We start from the raw sequence: 17,339 nt of genomic DNA on the forward strand, positions 1-17,339 counted from the left end.
GCGGGCAAAGGGGGCGTTACGGAAGGGAGTTGGCGTTCTTAGGGCGCGCTTAAGGAACGGATGGGTCCGGGTTAATGCAGCGGCCGGTCCGGAGCACGGGAGGGACCGATTCGCGCACGGGAGGAAAGCGGGCGCCTCAAGGGCGGGGCGGGGCCGGGAGACTCAGGGCCGGGGAGCCGCGCCCGTCGTGGTCCGGAGCTCGCGCCGACGCTGGTGGCCGACCCGGCGGCCGTGGCCGCGGCGGCCGCGTTCGGGGCGGCTGCCGTGCAGAGCGATCCAGATCCGGACCTCCGTGCCGCCGAGCACGGAACGGCCGATGCGCAGGTCGCCGCCGGTGGACTCGGCGACCCGGCGCACGATGTCCAGGCCGAGCCCGGTGGAGCCGACCTCCCCGCCTTCCGTGTCGCGCCCGCTGGCGCCCCGGGCGAGGGCCGCCTCCGGGTCGGCGATGCCGGGGCCCGCGTCGGAGACGAGCACGATGACCGCGTCGCCGCTGTGGTGGACGTCGACCGCGAAGGCGGTGCCCTCGGGGGTGTGCCGGAAGACGTTGCCGAGCAACGCGTCGAGGGCGGCGGCCAGTTCGGGGCGGGCGACGGGGATGCGTACCGTACGGTCCACTCCCGCGAGGCGCACCTCGCGGCCCTCGTCCTCCGCCAGTGCCGACCAGAAGCCCATGCGTTCGCGGATCACTTCGGATGCGTCGCAGCCCGCGCCGGTCTGCACGCCCTGGGTCTGCGGGCGTTGCTCGCGGGCGGTGCGGATGATCGTGTCGACCTCGTGCTCCAGCTGCTGGACCGCCGCCCGGGTCTGTTCGGCCGCCGGGCCCTCGCCGAGGGACGCGGCGTTCAGCCGGAGGACGGTGAGCGGGGTGCGCAGCCGGTGCGAGAGGTCGGCGGCGAGCTCGCGCTCGTTGGCCAGGAGCTGGACGACCTGGTCGGCCATGGAGTTGAACGCTACGGCGGCGGACCGGAGTTCGGTGGGTCCGTCCTCGGGGACCCGGGTGCCGAGGCGCCCCTCCCCCAGGTCGTGGGCGGCGCCCGCGAGGCGCTGGGCGGGCCGTACCATCCGCACGCCGAGCCGGTCGGCGACCGCGACCGAGCCGACGATCAGCGCGAGGCCGACGCCCGCCAGTATGAGCCAGGCGGTGGCGACCCCGTTGGAGACCTCGCCCTCGGGGACGAACACCTCGACGACGGCGATGTCCCCGGTGCTCAGGGCGGTCGGCTGGAGGAGCGCGAAGCCGTCGGCGACCTCGGCGATGGAGGCCCGACCGCCCGCCCGTACGGTCTCGATGTCCTTGGGGGTGGCGCGCCGGGTGCCGATGTCCAGGGGCCCGGCCCCGGCTCCGGCCTCGGCCCGGCCCCCGTCCGCCGCTTCGCCGGGGATGTGGACGGCGAGGTGGCCCCGGCCGCCGGGTTCGGTGGACAGGACGGCCCGGGTCAGCTGCTCGTGGTCGGTGGTGATGGTGAGCGTCGGGGCGATCGTGGCGGCCTGGCGTTCGGCGTCGGAGAAGGCCCGGTCGCTGGCCATCTCCCGGATGACGAGTCCCAGCGGTACGGCGAAGGCGATCACGACCATGGCGGTGACCGCCAGGCAGACCTTGACCAGGGCCCATCTCATGCGGGCGGCTCCGCGGCCGGCGCACCGGCGTGCGGCGCGTCGGCCGGCGGCTGGAGTTTCACGCCGACGCCGCGCAGGGTGTGCAGATAGCGCGGGCGGGCGGCGGTCTCCCCGAGCTTGCGGCGCAACCAGGACAGGTGGACGTCGATGGTCTGGTCGTCGCCGTAGGACTGCTGCCAGACCTCGGCCAGCAGCTCCTTGCGGGCGACGACCACGCCGGGCCGCCCGGCCAGGAAGGTCAGCAGGTCGAACTCCCGCCGGGTCAGGTCGAGTTCGGCCCCGTCCAGCTCGGCGCTGCGGCGCAGCGGGTCGATGGAGAGCCCGCCGACCCGGATGATCCTGGGCGGCGGCGCCTCCCCGCCCGTGGTCCGCGAGCGGCGCAGCACGGCGGCCATCCGGGCGGAGAGGTGTTCCACGGAGAACGGCTTGGTCAGGTAGTCGTCCGCGCCGTCGTTGAGCAGCCGGACGATCTCGCTCTCGTCGTCCCGCGCGGTGGCGATGATGACGGGCACGTCCGTGATGGACCGCAGCATCTTCAGCGCCTCGCGGCCGTCCAGATCGGGCAGCCCGAGGTCGAGGATGACCACGTCGAAGCGGAAGTGCGCGACCTCGCGCAGCGCTTCGAGCGCGGTGCCCACACTCCGTACCGTGTGGGAGGCCTCACTGAGGTGCCGGATGAGGGCGGAACGTACGAACTGGTCGTCCTCGACCACGAGCACACTTGCCATGGGCGGCACCGTACGCCATGCGGACGGGCCCGGTCCCGTGGCCGCCGGAAACCTCCCCAAAGGCCCGGGAGGCCCGGAGGGAGAGGGATCGGGGGTGGGGGACAGCCCGGGTCCGGGTGGTGCAGAATGCGCCGGATGCAACGAGGACTCGTCCATACGATCGCGTGGTCGCTCGCCACCGGCGCGGCGGTGACGCTGTCGTGGTGGGGTGTGCACACGGTCATGACGGGGACGGCCTACGACCCGCCCCGGGCCGTGCCGATCGCGGTGGGTTCGGGGTCTCCGCAGCGCATCGGGCAGAGCACCGGCGAACCGCTCGTCTCCTCGACGCACCGCGCTTCCCCGCCGCCCTCCCCCTCGCCGCGCACCAGCAGCGCGAGCCCTTCGCCGTCGGCCCCGGACCCCTCCCGTACGCCGGCGGGCACCCCGGCGAAGCCTGCCGCGCCCCCGGGTTCGGGCGCGGTGAAGAGCTATCGCACCGACGGCGGCCGGGTGGTCTTCGAGCTGGGCCGCAGCTCGGCGAAGCTGGTCTCGGCGACGCCGGAGCCGGGCTGGTCGATGCGGGTGTGGACGAACGACGCGTGGATCCGGGTCAACTTCGAGGGCGGGAACGGCGCGACGTACTCGGTGTTCTGCACCTGGAACGGCCATCCGCCACTGGTGCAGATCGTCGACCCGTAGCGGAGTCCACGGCGGTCAGGGGTTCTCGAAGACCGAGGGCGGGGGCGCCGGCGACGGTTTGGCGGCCGCGTCGGTGACGACGGCCGCGCCTCCGGTGAAGTCGGTGAGCGCGCGGCCGTGTTCGACGCGGCCGGGGTGCGGGTCGCTCGCCACCCGGCGGGTGAACTCGGCGACCGGGAGCGGCAGGGCCGAGGCGTACAGGACCGCGTTGCCGAAGCGGCGGCCCCGCCACACCACCGGGTCGGCGGCGAGCGCCAGTTCGGGGAAGACGGCGGCTGCGGTCGCGACCTGCCCGCGCAGATGGGCGAGCGGGGGCCCGTCGGCGAGGTTCGCGGCGTAACTCCCGCCGGGCTTCACGACCCGGCGCACCTCGGTGAGGAACTCGGCGGAGGTGAGGTGGGCGGGCGTGCGGGCCCCGCCGAACACATCGGCGATGACGAGGTCGGCCCAGCCGTCCGGGAACTTGCCGAGCCCTTCGCGGGCGTCCGTCGCCCGGACCCGGACGCGGGCCTGGGCGTCCAGCGGCAGGTGGTCGCGGACGAACCGCACGAGGGGCGCGTCGACCTCGACGATCTGCTGGGTGGAGCGGGGGCGGGTCGCGGCGGCGTACCGGGCGAGGGTGAACGCGCCGCCGCCCAGGTGGAGGACGTGCAGCGGCTGCTGCGGGGGCGCGGCGAGGTCGATGATGTGGCCGAGCCGCCGCTGGTAGGCGAACGACAGGTACGTGGGGTCGTCGAGGTCCACGTGGGACTGCGGGGCGCCGTCGATCAGGAGCGTGCTGCCGCGCGGCCGCTCCCGGTCGGGTATGAGCTCGGCGAGTCCGCCGTCGACCGGGCAGGAGACCTCTTCCCGCTCGGCGCGGCGCTGTTCCCTCTTCCTGCCCGCTGCTCCGCCCTTGCCCCCGGCCGGTCCTCCTCGACGTGCCACGTTCGCTGATCCTCGCTGGTGGGGGCCCGGGTCACCGGCCGCGGCGGAGTGTTCCGCCCGTGCGGCCATTATGAGCTCAGCAGCAGTTGTCGGCCGCCTCGATCAGCCGGGCCGCCTGGTCGAGGGCGGCGCGCAGTACGGCGGGATCGGTGACCGGGGTGCCCTTGGCGGGCGGGAGCAGCCAGCCGGTTCCGGAGACGGGGGGCTCGGCGGGGACGCGCAGCCCGCGGCCGTCCGTCCTCGTACAGGCGCTGCCCGGTACGTCCCAGGCGTCGGCGGTGCCCGAGGGGACGAGGAAGCCGAGGGTGTCGCAGGCTCCGTCGTGCAGGACCGGTCCGACGGCCTCGTGGTCGGCGCCGCGGCGGAGGATGTCAACGGCTTCCAGGCCCTGCCGTGCCGGGACCGTGACGAGGTCGCAGGACTCGTGCTCCGGCACCGGGTTCGCCCCCGGGGCCGCCGGGGTCCTCGGACATGTTGTCGCGGTCGTCCATGAGCCGGTCTCCCGGCCGAGATGCAACAAGGGAACCTCTCCTCTCATCGCCGAATCATCGCCGAACGGAGCCGCACTCCGTCTCCACATGGACCAACGGCACGGGTGCGTCAAGGGCTACGGGCCCACACCGCCGCAAAGGGTGGCAGTTCATGGCGGATCAAGGGAGAGATGCCCCTTTTTGCGAAGAAACGCTGCGTGTGCGTCCTGTCACAGCAGGTACGTTCTTGCTCCGCCGGGACACCGGAAAACAGGAACCCGGCCGCACCAGAGAGGGGCCGGCCATGGGGTCGACAGGGGCAGTTCCCAACCTCGCCTTCCGCCGACTGCGCGGTCAGCGTTCCGCCGGGGAGTTCGCGGCGGCGGTGCGCCGAGCGGCGCGGGAGATCGGAGAACAGGTCGCGTGCGACGCCCGCTACGTGGGGCGTGTGGAGTCCGGGGAGATCCGCTGCCCCAACTACGCCTACGAACGGGTCTTCCTGCACATGTTCCCCGGGGCGTCCCTGGCCGACCTGGGGTTCTCGGCCCGCGAGACCGTACGCGGGAGGGGGGCGCGGGTCGTGTCCGAGCCCCCGCCCGAACCCCCGACCGCGCCCGTGTCCGTACCGGTGTCCGCACCTGTGTCCCCACTCGCGCTTCACAGCGGCATCCACGAAACCGACGAGGAGAGCGACGTGCTGCGTCGCGTATTCATGACGAGCGGCACCGCCACGGTGGCGGCCGCTTCCCTGGGGCTCGGCGGGGCGCCCGCCTCCGCCGCCACCCGGGTCTCCCTGCCCGCGCAGCGCCGGGTCGGCGAGACGGAGGTGAGCGCCGTCGAGAAGGCCGTACGGCAGATCCGGCTGCTGGACGACCGGCACGGCGCGGACGGGCTGTACCGGCGGGCCGCCCAGCCGCTGCGCGCGGCGTACGAGCTGCTGGACGCCGGGACCACCGCACGGCGCGCCACCGCGGACCGGCTGCACGCGGGAGCGGGCGAGCTGGCCATCTCGGTGGGCTGGCTGGCCCATGACTCGGGCCGCTTCGACGACGCGCGCTCGCACTACGCGGAGGCACTGGCCACCGCCCGGCTGGCCGGGGACGCGGGTCTTGAGGCGCACGCGTTCTGCAACACGTCGTTCCTGGCCCGGGACGCGGGGCGGCCGCGGGAGGCGGTACGGGCGGCGGAGGCCGGCCAGCGGGCCGCCCGCACGCTGGGCTCGCCCCGGCTGCTGGCCCTGCTCGCGCTGCGGGAGGCGGGGGGCCGGGCGGGTCTCGGCGACCGTACGGGGTGCGACCTGGCGATCGGGCGGGCCCGGGCGGCGTTCGAGCGGGGGCCCGCGGCCGGGGACCCCGAGTGGATGAGCTTCTTCCGGGAGGCGGAGCTTGAGCTGCTGGAGGCGCAGTGCTGGTCGGCGCTGGGCGACTGGTCCCGTGCCGCGCGGCACGGGCGCCGGGCCACGGCACTCCAGGACGCGCACTTCACCCGGAACCTGGCGCTGTACCGGGCCCAGCTGACGGGCGACCTGGCCCGGGCGGGGCGGGTGGACGAGGCGGCGGCGACCGGTCACCAGGTCCTGGACCTGCTGACCCGGGTCCGGTCCTCGCGGATCCGGGGGATGCTCGCGGGGGCGGCACGCGTGCTGGAATCCCGGGGCGGGCCGCCCCCGGTCCAGGCGTTCCTGACCCGGCACGGGGGGTCGGCGGTGGTGCGGTGAGCGGTGAGCGCCTTCCGGTGGTACGCGTGGTCAGCCCGTCAGCAGGGCTCCGGACAGCGGGCACCGCCGCCCCCAGCGCCTACCGCTCCAAGTGCCCCGTGTCGTTCCAGCGCTCCACGGCCGGCAGGCCGTACGCCCAGCCGAGGACCGACAGTGACGTCGGCTCCAGGCGGATGCGGGCGCCGAAGGACAGGTCCTCGCCCAGCCACCGCGCCCCCAGGGCCCGCAGAATGTGGCCGTGGGCGAAGACCAGCACGTCCCGGTCCACCGACCGCGCCCAGGCGACGATCTCGTCCGCGCGGGCGGTGACGTCGGCGACGGACTCCCCGTCCGGGACCCCGTCGCGCCAGATCAGCCAGTCGGGCCGGTCCGCCTTGATCCGGGCCGGGGTGAGGCCCTCGTACGCCCCGTAGTCCCATTCCATCAGCGCATCCCACGTCTCGGCCCGCTCACCGAACCCGGCGAGCTCGCACGTCTCGGCGGCCCGGACGAGCGGGCTGGTGCGGACCTCGGCACCGGGCAGTCCCGCCCAGGGGGCCCGGTGCAGCCGCTCGCCGAGCAGCTTGGCGCCCTCGCGGCCGGTGTCCAGGAGCGGGATGTCCGTCCTGCCGGTGTGGTTGCCCTGGACCGACCACTGGGTCTGGCCATGCCGGGCAAGCAGGATGCGCGGTGCCATAACGGCTCTCCCTGGAACGCTGGTGCTGGGGGTTCCATCATCCCGTACCGCACGTGCAGGCAACCTCCGGGACCGTACCGACGTCCCATCCTGAGCAGCCGTCCCACCGAAGCCACGGACCACGGCGGGGACCACTGCGTACGGGACGTCCGGAAGAGGACCCCCGGGGGAATCGGCGGCACTGTGCCGCCGTACGGTTGAACGCCCGCCGTCGGCCGCATGAACATGGGGAGAGCTACCGGATGCCGCACGCCACCGCGCCGCCCGCGATTGGTCATCGGCCCCGCTGGTGGACGGAGCTGCCACTGATCGCGGTGGTGTACGCGCTGTATTCGGTGGGCCGCCTCCTGGTGCACGGCGACGTGTCGACGGCGGTCGGCAACGGCCTGGCGATCCTGCGGCTCGAACAGTCACTGTTCCTGAACGCCGAGCATCCGCTGAACCGGCTCTTCACCACCACCCCGTCCATAGGCATACCCGCCGACTTCGCGTACGCCTCGCTGCACTACGTGGTCACCCCGGCCGTCCTGGTCTGGCTGTTCCGGCGCAGGCCGGCCTCCTACCGTGCGGCCCGGGTCTGGCTGATGAACTCGACGCTGCTGGGGCTGGTCGGCTTCACGCTGATGCCGACCTGCCCGCCCCGGCTGCTGGACGCGAGCCACGGCTTCGTCGACACGATGGCGCAGTACAGCAGTTACGGCTGGTGGGGCGAGGGGGCGAGCGCGCCGCGCGGGCTGAGCGGGATGACCAACCAGTACGCGGCGATGCCGAGCCTGCACGTCGGCTGGTCGATCTGGTGCGGAATCCTGCTGTGGCGGCACGGCCGCCACCCCCTCGTACGGGCGGCGGGAATCGCCTATCCGCTGCTCACCACGATCATCGTGATGGGCACCGCCAACCACTACTTCCTGGACGCTGTCGCGGGCGCCGCGGTGATGGGCGTCGGGGCCCTCCTGACCAGGCCCGTCATCCGGTTCGCCGACCGCTGCAAGGACTGGGGCAGGGCCCGGATCGCCCGTCCGGTCGCGGACCGTTTCCGCGGCGGCCGGGCCGCCTCCGCCGCCGATGTTCCGGCGGCCGTGTCCCCCGATGTCAGTGCCGGGTGCAAGACTTCGCCGGGTGAGCGAATCCCCGGCCAGCGGACCTCCTCCGCAGATCCCCCCGGCACGGCAGTCGGCGGCGCGGCAGCCCGAGCCGCCGCCGACGCGGCCGCGAGCGACGACGCTCCGGCAGCGGCTCGCTGAGCTGCGCGGCCCCTCCGTAGCACCGCATCCGCTCGACGCCCGCGCACTGGCCGCCCTCGCCGCGAACCCCGGCTGCAAGCGGCGTGCCCTGCTCGACGGTGCCGGGGTGGACAAGGGCGTGCTCGCCGCCGCGCTCGGCTCCCCCGCTCCCTTCGGGCAGTCCCAGTTCGCCTTCATGCGGGGCAACGCGTTCGAGGCGAAGGTCAAGGCCGACGGCGGCGCCGAGCTGCTGCGCCTGCTGTACGAGCGCCTCGGTGACGGCGCTGCGGCCCCGGGTGCGGATGTGTTCGCGCCCGACCTGAGCGCCGCCGGTCCCGAGGGCCGCGCCGCGCGCACCGCCCTCGCACTGCGGGAGGCGACGGCCGCGGACGGCTGGGCGCTGCTGGACCACCCGATGCTGGCGCTGGAGGTGGCGGGCTCCCCCGCCTATCTGGAGCCGGACGCGGTGGTGGTGCACCCCGACGGCCGGTGGACCGTCGTCGAAATCAAGTCGTTCCCCATGATCGACGCCTCCGCCGACGCCGCGAAGGTCGGTGCGGCGGCCCGGCAGTCCGCGGTGTACGTGCTGGCGCTGGAGCGGATCGCGGCGGTGACCGAGGGCGCGGAGGTCGGCCACCGCGTGCTGCTGGTCTGCCCCAAGGACTTCTCCAACCTGCCGACGGCCTCCGTCGTCGACGTACGCAAGCAGCGGGCCGTCACCCTCCGCCAGCTGACCCGGCTGACCCGGATCGAGGACCTCGCGGACGCCCTGCCCGAGGGGACGACGTTCGATCCCGCGTGCTCGCCGCAGGAACTGGAGACCGCCGTCTCCTCCGTGACCGCCGCCTACGCGCCCGAGTGCCTGGCCGCCTGTGAGCTCGCGTTCCACTGCCGGGCGAAGTCCCGGGCCGAGGGGGCGGTGGAGGCGCTCGGCCGGAGTGTGCGCGGTGAGCTGGGCGGGCTGACCACGGTGGCCGGGGTGCTGGCGGCCGCCGCGGGCAAGGAGGGCGACCCCGCCGATCCGACGGTCGCGGCCCTGCGCCGGGCCGCCGCGCTGCGCGCCGAGGCGCTGGAGAACGCGGCAGCGCTGCGTGGGCGGGGTCAGTCCCTGGAAGGGGCGGCCGGATGTCGCTGATCACCACGCTCGCCCGGCTGGAGGCCGTCGACTCCGGTCGCGCCCAGCCGCTGGCGACGGTCCGCCACCGCCATCTCACGGACCGGCCGCTGGTGCTGGTGCCGCTGACCACCGCGGGCGAGGCCGGGGCTCCGCTCGGGGCGCTGGTCGGCACGGACCGGGAGGCGCCCAGGCTGCTGGCCGTCGCCCAGCCGCGCGACCGGGATCTGCGGTTCGCGTTCCTGGCCGAGCTGGCGGAGGCCGTCCTTCCGCACATCGAGGCGTACGCGGACGCCGTCGAACCCGCCGAGCGCAACGAGACCGATCCGGCGACCGGCAAGAAGACCAAGGTCGAGGTCGAGCTGTGCACGGACGCGGCCCAGCTGATCGTGCCGAGCCGGGCGGGCATCGAGTTCGTGCGGCTGCTGGGCCGGTCCATGCGCTTCCGCCGGACCGCCGACGACGACCCGGACACGCCCTATCCAGCCCCGGTGCGCGTCCCGCTGCTCGGCCGCTGGCTGACGCATTACGGGGAGCGGGCCCGGGTGCCCGGCTCCTCACTGCTGCTGGCCACCACGGATCTGCTGAACCGGCACTGGGCGACCGGGCAGAGCAGCCTGGAGGACCAGCACCTGGGCGCGCTGCTCTCCTGGATCGATCCGCCGGACGGCTCCTCGGGGGCCGAGGCGGCGCTCCGGGCCGAGCTGGCCCGGGACGGTGCGGGCCAGCTGCTCTGCCCGCCCGCGGGCCCGGCCACCGACCCGGACTTCGACAACCGTCTCCTCGCCCCCGCCATCGAGCGCTACGACCGGGCCCGTTCGGCGCTCGCCTCCGCCGAGGACGGGCTCGCGGCGGATGCCCGTCTCGGTGAGCTGAGCGGCGCCGAGCGGGAGATCCGCTCCCTGCTGGCGCGGGTCATGCTGCCGACCTGGGACGCGGTGTGGCGGGGGCTCGACCTGCTGCGGGAGCTGCCCGAGGGGTCCCGGGCCGAGGACCGCTGGACCCGGGACCGCTGGTCGTTCACGAGCCACCGGGACCGGGTGCGCTCGGGCGAGCCGCCGCAGCCGCGCCGCGACGACGCGGTGACGGCCGCGCAGAAGCTGGCCTCCCGGGAGACCGCCCAGGCCCAGCTGGAGGCCCAGGAGGCGCTGGACGATCCGCTGGTGCTGGCGGGGCGGCGGCTGGCGGGCGAGGCGTTCCTCGCCGAGGTGGCCGGGGTGGAGATGGCGTACACCGAGTCCAAGCGCCCCTCCCCGCGCCCGCTGGTCACCGTCCGCACGGGCGAGCGCCCGCACCTGGGCGAGCGGACGAAGGTGTATCGCTCGCTGGAGGGCAAGCCGCAGACGGCGGAGTTCGTACGGTACGTCTCCGAGGCCCCCGGTGACGGTCCGGAGACCCCCGGTGACGGTTCCGAGGGCCCGGCCGACGACGGCGGGGTCCTGCTCGTGCTGCGGATCCTGGACCGGATGGGCCGGGGCAAGGAGCCCGCGCCCGGTTCGGTGCCGGAGCCCGGGGAGCGGATCGCCTGGACCCTGTTCGAGCACGACCAGCGCTCCGGCCCGAAGCTGCCGGACCCGGAGGACACGCCGTGGACCCACGGCGGCCCGCCGGGCGCGGACGCAGCCGCGCGCGCGGAGCATCCCGACCCCGTGACCCCGGAGGACCTGCTGTGACCCCGAGCCTCGTCGCGGGACCTGTTGTGACGGCCGCCATCCGGGAGGGCTCGCTGTGAACACCGTCTTCGATCCGGGCGCGGCGGCGGCGCGGGCGACCGGCGCGATCCTGGACGACACCCTGCGCGGGAATGCGCGCGGCATCGTCGTGGACTCCCCGCCCGGCGCCGGCAAGTCGACCCTGGTGGTCCGGGCGGCTCTGGAGCTCGCCGCCGCCGGGCGCCCGCTGATGGTGGTCGCGCAGACCAATGCCCAGGTCGACGACCTGGTGGTGCGCCTCGCGGAGAAGGAGCCGGAGCTGCCGGTGGGACGGCTGCACAGCAACGACTCCGACCCGTACGACAAAGTGCTGGACGGCCTCGACAACGTGACGAAATCGGCGAAGGCGGCCGATCTGGCCGGACTCGACGTGGTGATCTCGACGGCCGCCAAGTGGGCGCACGTGAAGAACGTGGAGCCGTGGGGCCACGCGATCGTGGATGAGGCGTACCAGATGCGCTCGGACGCGCTGCTGGCCGTGGCCGGGCTGTTCGAGCGGGCGCTGTTCGTCGGGGACCCGGGGCAGCTGGACCCGTTCTCGATCGTCGGCGCGGACCAGTGGGCGGGGCTGAGCTACGACCCGTCGGCGAGCGCGGTGTCCACGCTGCTCGCTCACAACCCGGAGCTGCCGCAGCACCGGCTGCCGGTGTCGTGGCGGCTTCCGGCGTCGGCGGCCCCGCTGGTGTCGGACGCGTTCTACCCGTACACGCCCTTCCGCAGCGGTACGGACCACGGGGACCGGAAGCTCTCCTTCGGGGTGGCCTCGGACGGGTCGGGCCCGGACCGGGTGCTGGACGAGGCGGCGGAGTCCGGGTGGGGGCTGCTGGAGCTGCCCGCCCGGCACACCCCGCGTACGGACCCCGAGGCGGTGCGGGCGGTGGCGCTGGTGGTCCGGCGGCTGCTGGACCGGGGCGGCGTCGCCATCAGCGAGCGGGCGGACGAGCCGGTGCCGGTGACGGCGGACCGGGTGGCGGTCGGCACGGCCCACCGCGACCAGGCGGCGGCGGTCCGGGCGGCCCTCGCCGAGCTGGGCGTCACGGGGGTGGCGGTGGACACGGCGAACCGGCTCCAGGGCCGCGAGTTCGACGTCACGGTGGTCCTGCACCCGCTGTCGGGCCGCCCCGACGCGACCGCGTTCCACCTGGAGACGGGCCGCCTGTGCGTGCTGGCCTCCCGCCACCGGCACGCGTGCATCGTGGTGTGCCGGGAGGGGGTGGCCGAGCTGCTGGACGAGCACCCGTCCACGGAGCCGGTCCAGCTGGGCGTCACGGTGAAGTTCCCCGACGGCTGGGAGGCCAACCACGCAGTGCTGGCGCACCTCGCGGAGCGGCGGGTGCGGTGGCGGCCCTGAGCACGGGCGCGCCCCCGCGCCCCCTGCGTACGCCCCGGCCCCCTTGCGCGGGGTTGGACAATGGAGGGTGGCCGACGGGCACGTCCGGGCCGTCCGGTCACCGAGCCGCCCGAGGAAGGATCACCACATGACACAGTCCGAGCGGAACGAACGGCAGCGGCTGCGCCCCGCGCCGCTGCTCTTCGAGCCGTCTCAGGCCACGGCGGACCCGGAACACTTCTTCGACCTGGAGTCGATGGAGGACCCCCGGGAGCTGCTGGCCCGCGCGACCGAGCTGACGCACGCCTTCCGCGCGGCGACGGACCGGTCGGTGGAGTTCCAGGCGATAGCGGCGGCGCAGCTCGCCGATCCGAGCCGGTTCGACCGGCTGACGGCGGCGGATGTCGCGGAGCGCGCGGAGTGGACCGAGGACTACGCGAAGAAGATGATCGAGTTCGGCCGGTCCCTGCTGGACGCCTCCAGGACCTGATCCGGGAATCTGATCCGCGCATCTGATCCGGGAACCTGATCCGGACCGGGCCACGAAATCCGGACCGGGCCACGAACCTGATCCGCCCGACGCCTACCGCCCGACGCCTGCGGCCTGCCGTCGGCAGCAGGCCGGGGGTCAGGTCCCGTGGCATATTCCGGCGGGCAAGATACTCCTTCCGCTCCCGCCCTGTCCCGGTTTCCGGCAACTCTCGGAAACAGTTCCGTCACTCCCGGTAGACCTTGCTGCATGAGCGCATGGCTGACAGACGAAACGACCCTTCAGGCCGGTGCCGCCGTCGCGCACCACGGCGTCGACATCTTCGCCCTGCTGCGGGACCAGACCGGAGCACAGGCCGCCCAGGTCACCGCCGCCGGTGCCGCCTGGCTCGCCGGGGCCTCGGCCCATCCGCGCAGCACGCTCGCCCAGTGGGAGGAGCGCCCCGGTGCGCCCGGGGTGCTGCCCTGCGGTTCCGCTTTCGACGTCGTCAACGTGCCCGCGCTGTTCGGGCGCCGGATGCTGGAGCAGCTCTGGTCCGAGGGCCCCGGCTCCGGCCCTGTCGCCTCGCACCGGGGCCGGATGCTGCTGTTCGCGGCCCCCGGCACCGCCCAGCGACTGCCGTCGCTGCTCGCCTGGGAGGAGTGGGGGGCCGGCGGCCGCGCGGGCTCCGGCGAGCAGCGGGGCCCGGTGCCGCCGCTGCTCTGTCACGGCACCGGGGACGCCGTGACCGTACCGCCGCTGACCTGCGCGTCGTCCGACGGCGGGCCGCGCTGGCTGGTGGCGCCGGACACCCGCAACCCGTGGCTGCCGGGCCCCGACGTGCTGCTCTGGGCGTGCGTGCGGGTGAGCAGGTCGGCGACCTCCCGGGGCACCGCGTATTCGATTTTTCCTCGGGCGGATCAGGATGCTAATGTCTACGACGTCAGCAGGCGCCGTTAGCTCAGTTGGTTAGAGCAGCTGACTCTTAATCAGCGGGTCCGGGGTTCGAGTCCCTGACGGCGCACCGACGGAAGAAGCCCCTCGCGGAAGCGGGGGGCTTCTTCGTGTGCGCTCCTCCCGGATTCCGGTTTCAGACGCCGGTGGTGATCCGGACCGTCCAGGAGCCGGCCGGGGTACGGTCGGCGACCTCGATACGGGTGCGGTCGCCGGGGACGGTGAAGGTCTCCCCGACCCCGAGCGGGGCGTCGGCGAGCGGCGGGTAGACCGAGCGGTCCCAGCAGGCCCCGGTCTCCGGGTGGGTGTCCACCACCTCGACGGGCCCGCCGCCGGAAGCCGTCCCGCTGCGGATGCGGTAGATCAGGATGCCCTCGGTGCAAGTGCCCCGGTCGTTGCCGGTGGCGCTGCGGGCCTCGATGGCCAGGGCGCTGTCGAGGCCGGTGCGGACGACGGCGAGCCGGGTCCCGATCGACCCGCCGGGCGCCGGGGCGGCGGCGACCGGCTCCAGGGTGAGGTCGGCCGAGCCCTGGACGCAGACGACCTGCCGCCCGCTCAGCCAGCCGAGCTTCCACTTGTGCCAGCCGAACAGATCCGGAGCGAGGCCGAACTGGCTGCCCATGACGTCCCAGTCGCCGACGTACGTGTCCCAGTCGCCCTTGCCGTCGACGGGGCGGTGGTAGAGGTCGGCGAGGTCGAAGACGTGCCCGGTCTCGTGGGCGAGGACGTTGCGGTCCGGCGGATGCTGCTCGAAGAGCGTCACCACGCGCCGGATGTCGGTGCCGTCGGCGCGCAGCGGCCGGTCGAAGTTGACCACTTTGGTGGCGTCGGAGTCGACGCCGGGGGCGTCGGGGTCGGCGACCAGGTAGACGATGTCGTAGGCGGAGAAGTCGACGTGAGGGTCGGCGGCGGCGATGGCATCCCGCAGATAGGCGGTGCGCCGCTCGGCTTTCCAGTCGCGCTCCACGGCGTACCAGGTGGAGTCGCGCGGCATCTGCGTCCAGCCGCGCTGCGGGTGGGGGCGCAGGGTGAATCCGCCGTAGCTGGCGCGCTCGAAGAAGCGGGTGGTGGAGGGGAAGTGATCGGCAGTCAGCACCTCGGGGGTGAGAGCGGGCTCGGAGTCCGGGAAGGACAGGAAGATCATGACCGCGTCGAGGCTCCGGCCGGGGCGCGGGTAGGCCGTGTTCCAGGTGTCCAGGCCGAGCGAGTGGTGCGCCGATGTCCGGGTCAGGGCGCACGGAGCGGCGTCGCCCCGCGCGGCGGCCACGGCGGGGCCCGCGACGAGCGACATGGCGGCGAGCGCCAGGAGGGAGGTCGCGGCGGCCGCCACACTGCGCAGCGTCGGCCGTTCCGCTCCCCCAGGTCCGCGACGGCACGGCACATCGACCTCCGGGTGGGGAAACGCGGTCCATCTCGTCCACCCTGTGCCGGTTCATGGCGGCACGTCCTGTTGTGCTGCCCCACTCGGGTAAGCGGTCAATACCACCGCCCACGCCTTCACGGAACGTCACTATCGGTCAGTTAAATCGGCCATTGCAACAGATTCGCACAGAAATTATCAGGATCGGGCAAACCGGAATGCGCCCTCCCGCCCGCTGACGCTCCTCGCACGACCCCCGGCGGAGCCTCGCACCGGACGGCGAGCTGGAACGGCCGACGCGGCACCCTCTATGCTTCACCACGCTTTCCCGCGTGGAACGGGCCCCTTGACGGGGCCGCCACCCGGTGACCTGTCCGACCCCACCTGTTCACGACAATCTTCACAGCGGGAGCGAGCGGTGAGCGGAACCTCCGAAGGGCCGAGGGCCCCGGCAGGCACGGCCCCCGGCACGCCCCCCGCGCCGGTCACGGAGCGTCACACGACGGCCCCGCACCCGGCCCCCGATCCGCCCGCCGCCCAGCACCCCGACACGGCCCCCGCCCCGCCGACCGCCGTCGTCGATGACGGCCCCTCCGCGTCCGAACTGCGCGACTACCGCGCCGCCTTCAACGCCGCCACGCTCCCCATGGCCGTCGTCGACGGCCGCGGCCGGGTCCTGCGGGCCAACGAGGCGCTCGGCGGGCTCCTCGGCGCGGCGACGACCGCCCTCGCCCGGCAGCAGGCGTGCGAGCTGTTCGACCTCGCCTCCGACGACCGCACCTGGCTCGCCTACCGCGAGGTGCTCCAGGGCCGCCGCTCCCGCTTCCGCTGCACCCGCCGCCTCAAGCACCCCGACGGGCGCTCCCTGTGGGCCGAGGTCACCGTCGTACCGATGACCGGCACCTCGGCGGCGGAGCCCGCCCGGGTCCTGCTGACGGTCGCGGACATCAGCGACCGCCGGGAGCTCCAGGAGCGGCTGCGCCATCTCCAGATGCACGACCCGGTGACCCGGCTGCCCAACCGGACGCTGTTCTTCGAGCGCCTCGCCTCGGCCCTGGAAACCCCGCCGTACCAGGACGACTCGATGCCGCCCCGGCAGCACGCCCGGATCGGGCTCTGCTACCTGGACCTGGACGGCTTCAAGGCGATCAACGACACCCTGGGCCACCGCACCGGGGACCGGCTGCTGGCCGCCGTCGCCGGGCGGCTCACCGACTGCGCCGAGAACGACGCGTCCCGCACCCCCGGCGGCAGCCGGCTGGTGGCACGGCTGGGCGGCGACGAGTTCGCGATCCTGGTCGAGGACTCGGCCGGGACCCAGGAGCTCACCGACCTGGCCCGCTCGGTCCTCGCCGCGCTCCAGCAGCCGTTCGACCTCGCCGGGCAGCGGTTCTCGGTCTCCGCGTCGATCGGAGTGGTGGAGCGGGCCGCGGCGGGCACCTCGCCCACCGGTCTGATGCAGGCCGCCGACACCACGCTGTACTGGGCGAAGGCCGACGGCAAAGGCCGCTGGACCCTGTTCGACCCCGAGCGCAATGCCCATCGCATGACCCGGCAGTCGCTGTCCTCCACGCTCCGGCCCGCCGTGGAGCGCGGGGAGTTCACGCTGGAGTACCAGCCGCTGGTCGGGATGGCGGACGGGGTGCTGCGCGGGGTCGAGGCGCTGGTGCGCTGGAACCACCCGCAGTTCGGGGTGCTGTCGCCGAATCGGTTCGTCGGCATCGCCGAGGAGGACGGTTCGATCGTGCAGCTCGGCCGGTGGGTGCTGCGCACCGCGTGCCGGCAGGCCCGGCGCTGGCAGCTGGACCACCCGGCCGAGCCGCCGCTGTTCATCAGCGTCAACGTCGCCGTGCGCCAGGTCTGGGACTCCGACCTGGTCGCCGACGTGGCCGAGATCCTGGCCGAGACGGAGCTCGCTCCCGGGCTGCTCCAGCTGGAGCTGACCGAGTCCGCGGTGATGGGCTCGGGCGGCCGCCCGCTGCGGGCGCTCCAGGCGCTGAGCGACATGGGCGTACGGATCGCCATCGACGACTTCGGGACCGGGTATTCGAACCTCGCCTATCTGAGCAGGCTGCCCGTCTCCGTACTGAAACTGGACGGCGCGTTCGTGAAGGGCTTCCGGTACGAGGACGGTACGCACCCGAGCCCGGCCGACGAGACGATCGTGGAGGCCATGGTGCAGCTGGCGCACCGCCTGGGCCTGACCGTCACCGCGGAGTGCGTGGAGACGGCCGGGCAGGCGGAGCGGCTGCGGCGGATCGGCTGCGACACGGGGCAGGGCTGGCTGTACTCGCGGGCCGTGGCGCCGGAGCGGATCGCCGGGCTGATCGGGTCCCGGCCGCTGGAGGGCTGACCGGG

General features: G+C 74.1%; 15 protein-coding genes and 1 tRNA gene. 10 read left to right on the forward strand and 6 right to left on the reverse strand.

The genetic code is table 11. The features are described 5' to 3' along the window. Window positions 1–162: 162 nt before the first annotated feature. On the reverse strand, window positions 163–1,620 hold the full coding sequence (locus ACZ5WC_RS28075; RefSeq protein ID WP_468543416.1) for a sensor histidine kinase: 1,458 nt from the start codon (window positions 1,618–1,620) through the stop codon (window positions 163–165). Continuing rightward, a complete protein-coding gene (locus ACZ5WC_RS28080; RefSeq protein ID WP_468543417.1) occupies window positions 1,617–2,348 on the reverse strand; it encodes a response regulator transcription factor in 732 nt (243 codons plus the stop codon). Before ACZ5WC_RS28080 ends, ACZ5WC_RS28075 begins: the two co-directional genes overlap by 4 nt. A gap of 135 nt (window positions 2,349–2,483) precedes the next feature. Between ACZ5WC_RS28080 and ACZ5WC_RS28085 the strand changes: the two genes are divergently transcribed. Further along, window positions 2,484–3,029 carry a hypothetical protein gene (locus tag ACZ5WC_RS28085; protein ID WP_468543418.1) on the forward strand — a complete coding sequence of 182 codons (546 nt, stop codon included), beginning with the start codon at window positions 2,484–2,486 and terminating at the stop codon, window positions 3,027–3,029. Window positions 3,030–3,044: 15 nt separating this feature from the next. On the opposite strand, the gene ACZ5WC_RS28090 is transcribed toward ACZ5WC_RS28085, so the two are convergent. Further along, window positions 3,045–3,956 carry a spermidine synthase gene (locus ACZ5WC_RS28090; protein WP_468543419.1) on the reverse strand — a complete coding sequence of 304 codons (912 nt, stop codon included), beginning with the start codon at window positions 3,954–3,956 and terminating at the stop codon, window positions 3,045–3,047. Between the two features lie 76 nt (window positions 3,957–4,032). Continuing rightward, window positions 4,033–4,494: a hypothetical protein gene (locus ACZ5WC_RS28095; RefSeq protein ID WP_468543420.1), complete on the reverse strand. Its 462-nt coding sequence runs from the start codon at window positions 4,492–4,494 to the stop codon at window positions 4,033–4,035. 236 nt (window positions 4,495–4,730) lie between these two features. On the opposite strand from ACZ5WC_RS28095, the gene ACZ5WC_RS28100 reads away from it, so the two are divergent. Continuing rightward, window positions 4,731–6,143: a tetratricopeptide repeat protein gene (locus ACZ5WC_RS28100; RefSeq protein ID WP_468543421.1), complete on the forward strand. Its 1,413-nt coding sequence runs from the start codon at window positions 4,731–4,733 to the stop codon at window positions 6,141–6,143. 79 nt (window positions 6,144–6,222) lie between these two features. Here ACZ5WC_RS28100 and ACZ5WC_RS28105 read toward each other — a convergent pair whose 3' ends face one another. Next, entirely contained in the window at window positions 6,223–6,819 is a 597-nt protein-coding gene (locus tag ACZ5WC_RS28105; RefSeq protein ID WP_468543422.1) for a histidine phosphatase family protein, read from the reverse strand. 242 nt (window positions 6,820–7,061) lie between these two features. Between ACZ5WC_RS28105 and ACZ5WC_RS28110 the strand changes: the two genes are divergently transcribed. The 7 genes from ACZ5WC_RS28110 to ACZ5WC_RS28140 all read left to right on the forward strand — a co-directional run bounded on the left by ACZ5WC_RS28110 (window position 7,062) and on the right by ACZ5WC_RS28140 (window position 13,691). Next, window positions 7,062–8,063, forward strand: a complete 1,002-nt coding sequence (locus ACZ5WC_RS28110) for a phosphatase PAP2 family protein (protein WP_468543423.1) — start codon at window positions 7,062–7,064, stop codon at window positions 8,061–8,063. 106 nt (window positions 8,064–8,169) lie between these two features. Further along, window positions 8,170–9,177, forward strand: a complete 1,008-nt coding sequence (locus tag ACZ5WC_RS28115; RefSeq protein WP_468543502.1) for a hypothetical protein — start codon at window positions 8,170–8,172, stop codon at window positions 9,175–9,177. After that, a complete protein-coding gene (locus tag ACZ5WC_RS28120; RefSeq protein ID WP_468543424.1) occupies window positions 9,168–10,829 on the forward strand; it encodes a hypothetical protein in 1,662 nt (553 codons plus the stop codon). Before ACZ5WC_RS28115 ends, ACZ5WC_RS28120 begins: the two co-directional genes overlap by 10 nt. Window positions 10,830–10,884: 55 nt before the next feature. Beyond that, window positions 10,885–12,219, forward strand: a complete 1,335-nt coding sequence (locus tag ACZ5WC_RS28125) for an AAA domain-containing protein (protein ID WP_468543425.1) — start codon at window positions 10,885–10,887, stop codon at window positions 12,217–12,219. Window positions 12,220–12,346: 127 nt separating this feature from the next. After that, window positions 12,347–12,688, forward strand: coding sequence for a hypothetical protein (locus tag ACZ5WC_RS28130; protein WP_096625566.1), 342 nt, complete (start codon window positions 12,347–12,349; stop codon window positions 12,686–12,688). A gap of 249 nt (window positions 12,689–12,937) precedes the next feature. After that, window positions 12,938–13,627, forward strand: a complete 690-nt coding sequence (locus ACZ5WC_RS28135) for a bifunctional DNA primase/polymerase (protein ID WP_468543426.1) — start codon at window positions 12,938–12,940, stop codon at window positions 13,625–13,627. Then, window positions 13,618–13,691, forward strand: a tRNA-Lys gene (locus ACZ5WC_RS28140). The genes ACZ5WC_RS28135 and ACZ5WC_RS28140 overlap by 10 nt, the downstream gene beginning before the upstream one ends. 66 nt (window positions 13,692–13,757) lie before the next feature. Here ACZ5WC_RS28140 and ACZ5WC_RS28145 read toward each other — a convergent pair. After that, window positions 13,758–15,002, reverse strand: a complete 1,245-nt coding sequence (locus ACZ5WC_RS28145) for a M6 family metalloprotease domain-containing protein (RefSeq protein WP_468543427.1) — start codon at window positions 15,000–15,002, stop codon at window positions 13,758–13,760. 397 nt (window positions 15,003–15,399) lie between these two features. Between ACZ5WC_RS28145 and ACZ5WC_RS28150 the strand changes: the two genes are divergently transcribed. Beyond that, window positions 15,400–17,334, forward strand: a complete 1,935-nt coding sequence (locus ACZ5WC_RS28150; protein ID WP_468543428.1) for a putative bifunctional diguanylate cyclase/phosphodiesterase — start codon at window positions 15,400–15,402, stop codon at window positions 17,332–17,334. The last annotated feature ends 5 nt before the right edge of the window (window positions 17,335–17,339 follow it).

The sequence above is a fragment of the Streptomyces sp. NPDC033165 genome (genome assembly GCF_055577965.1).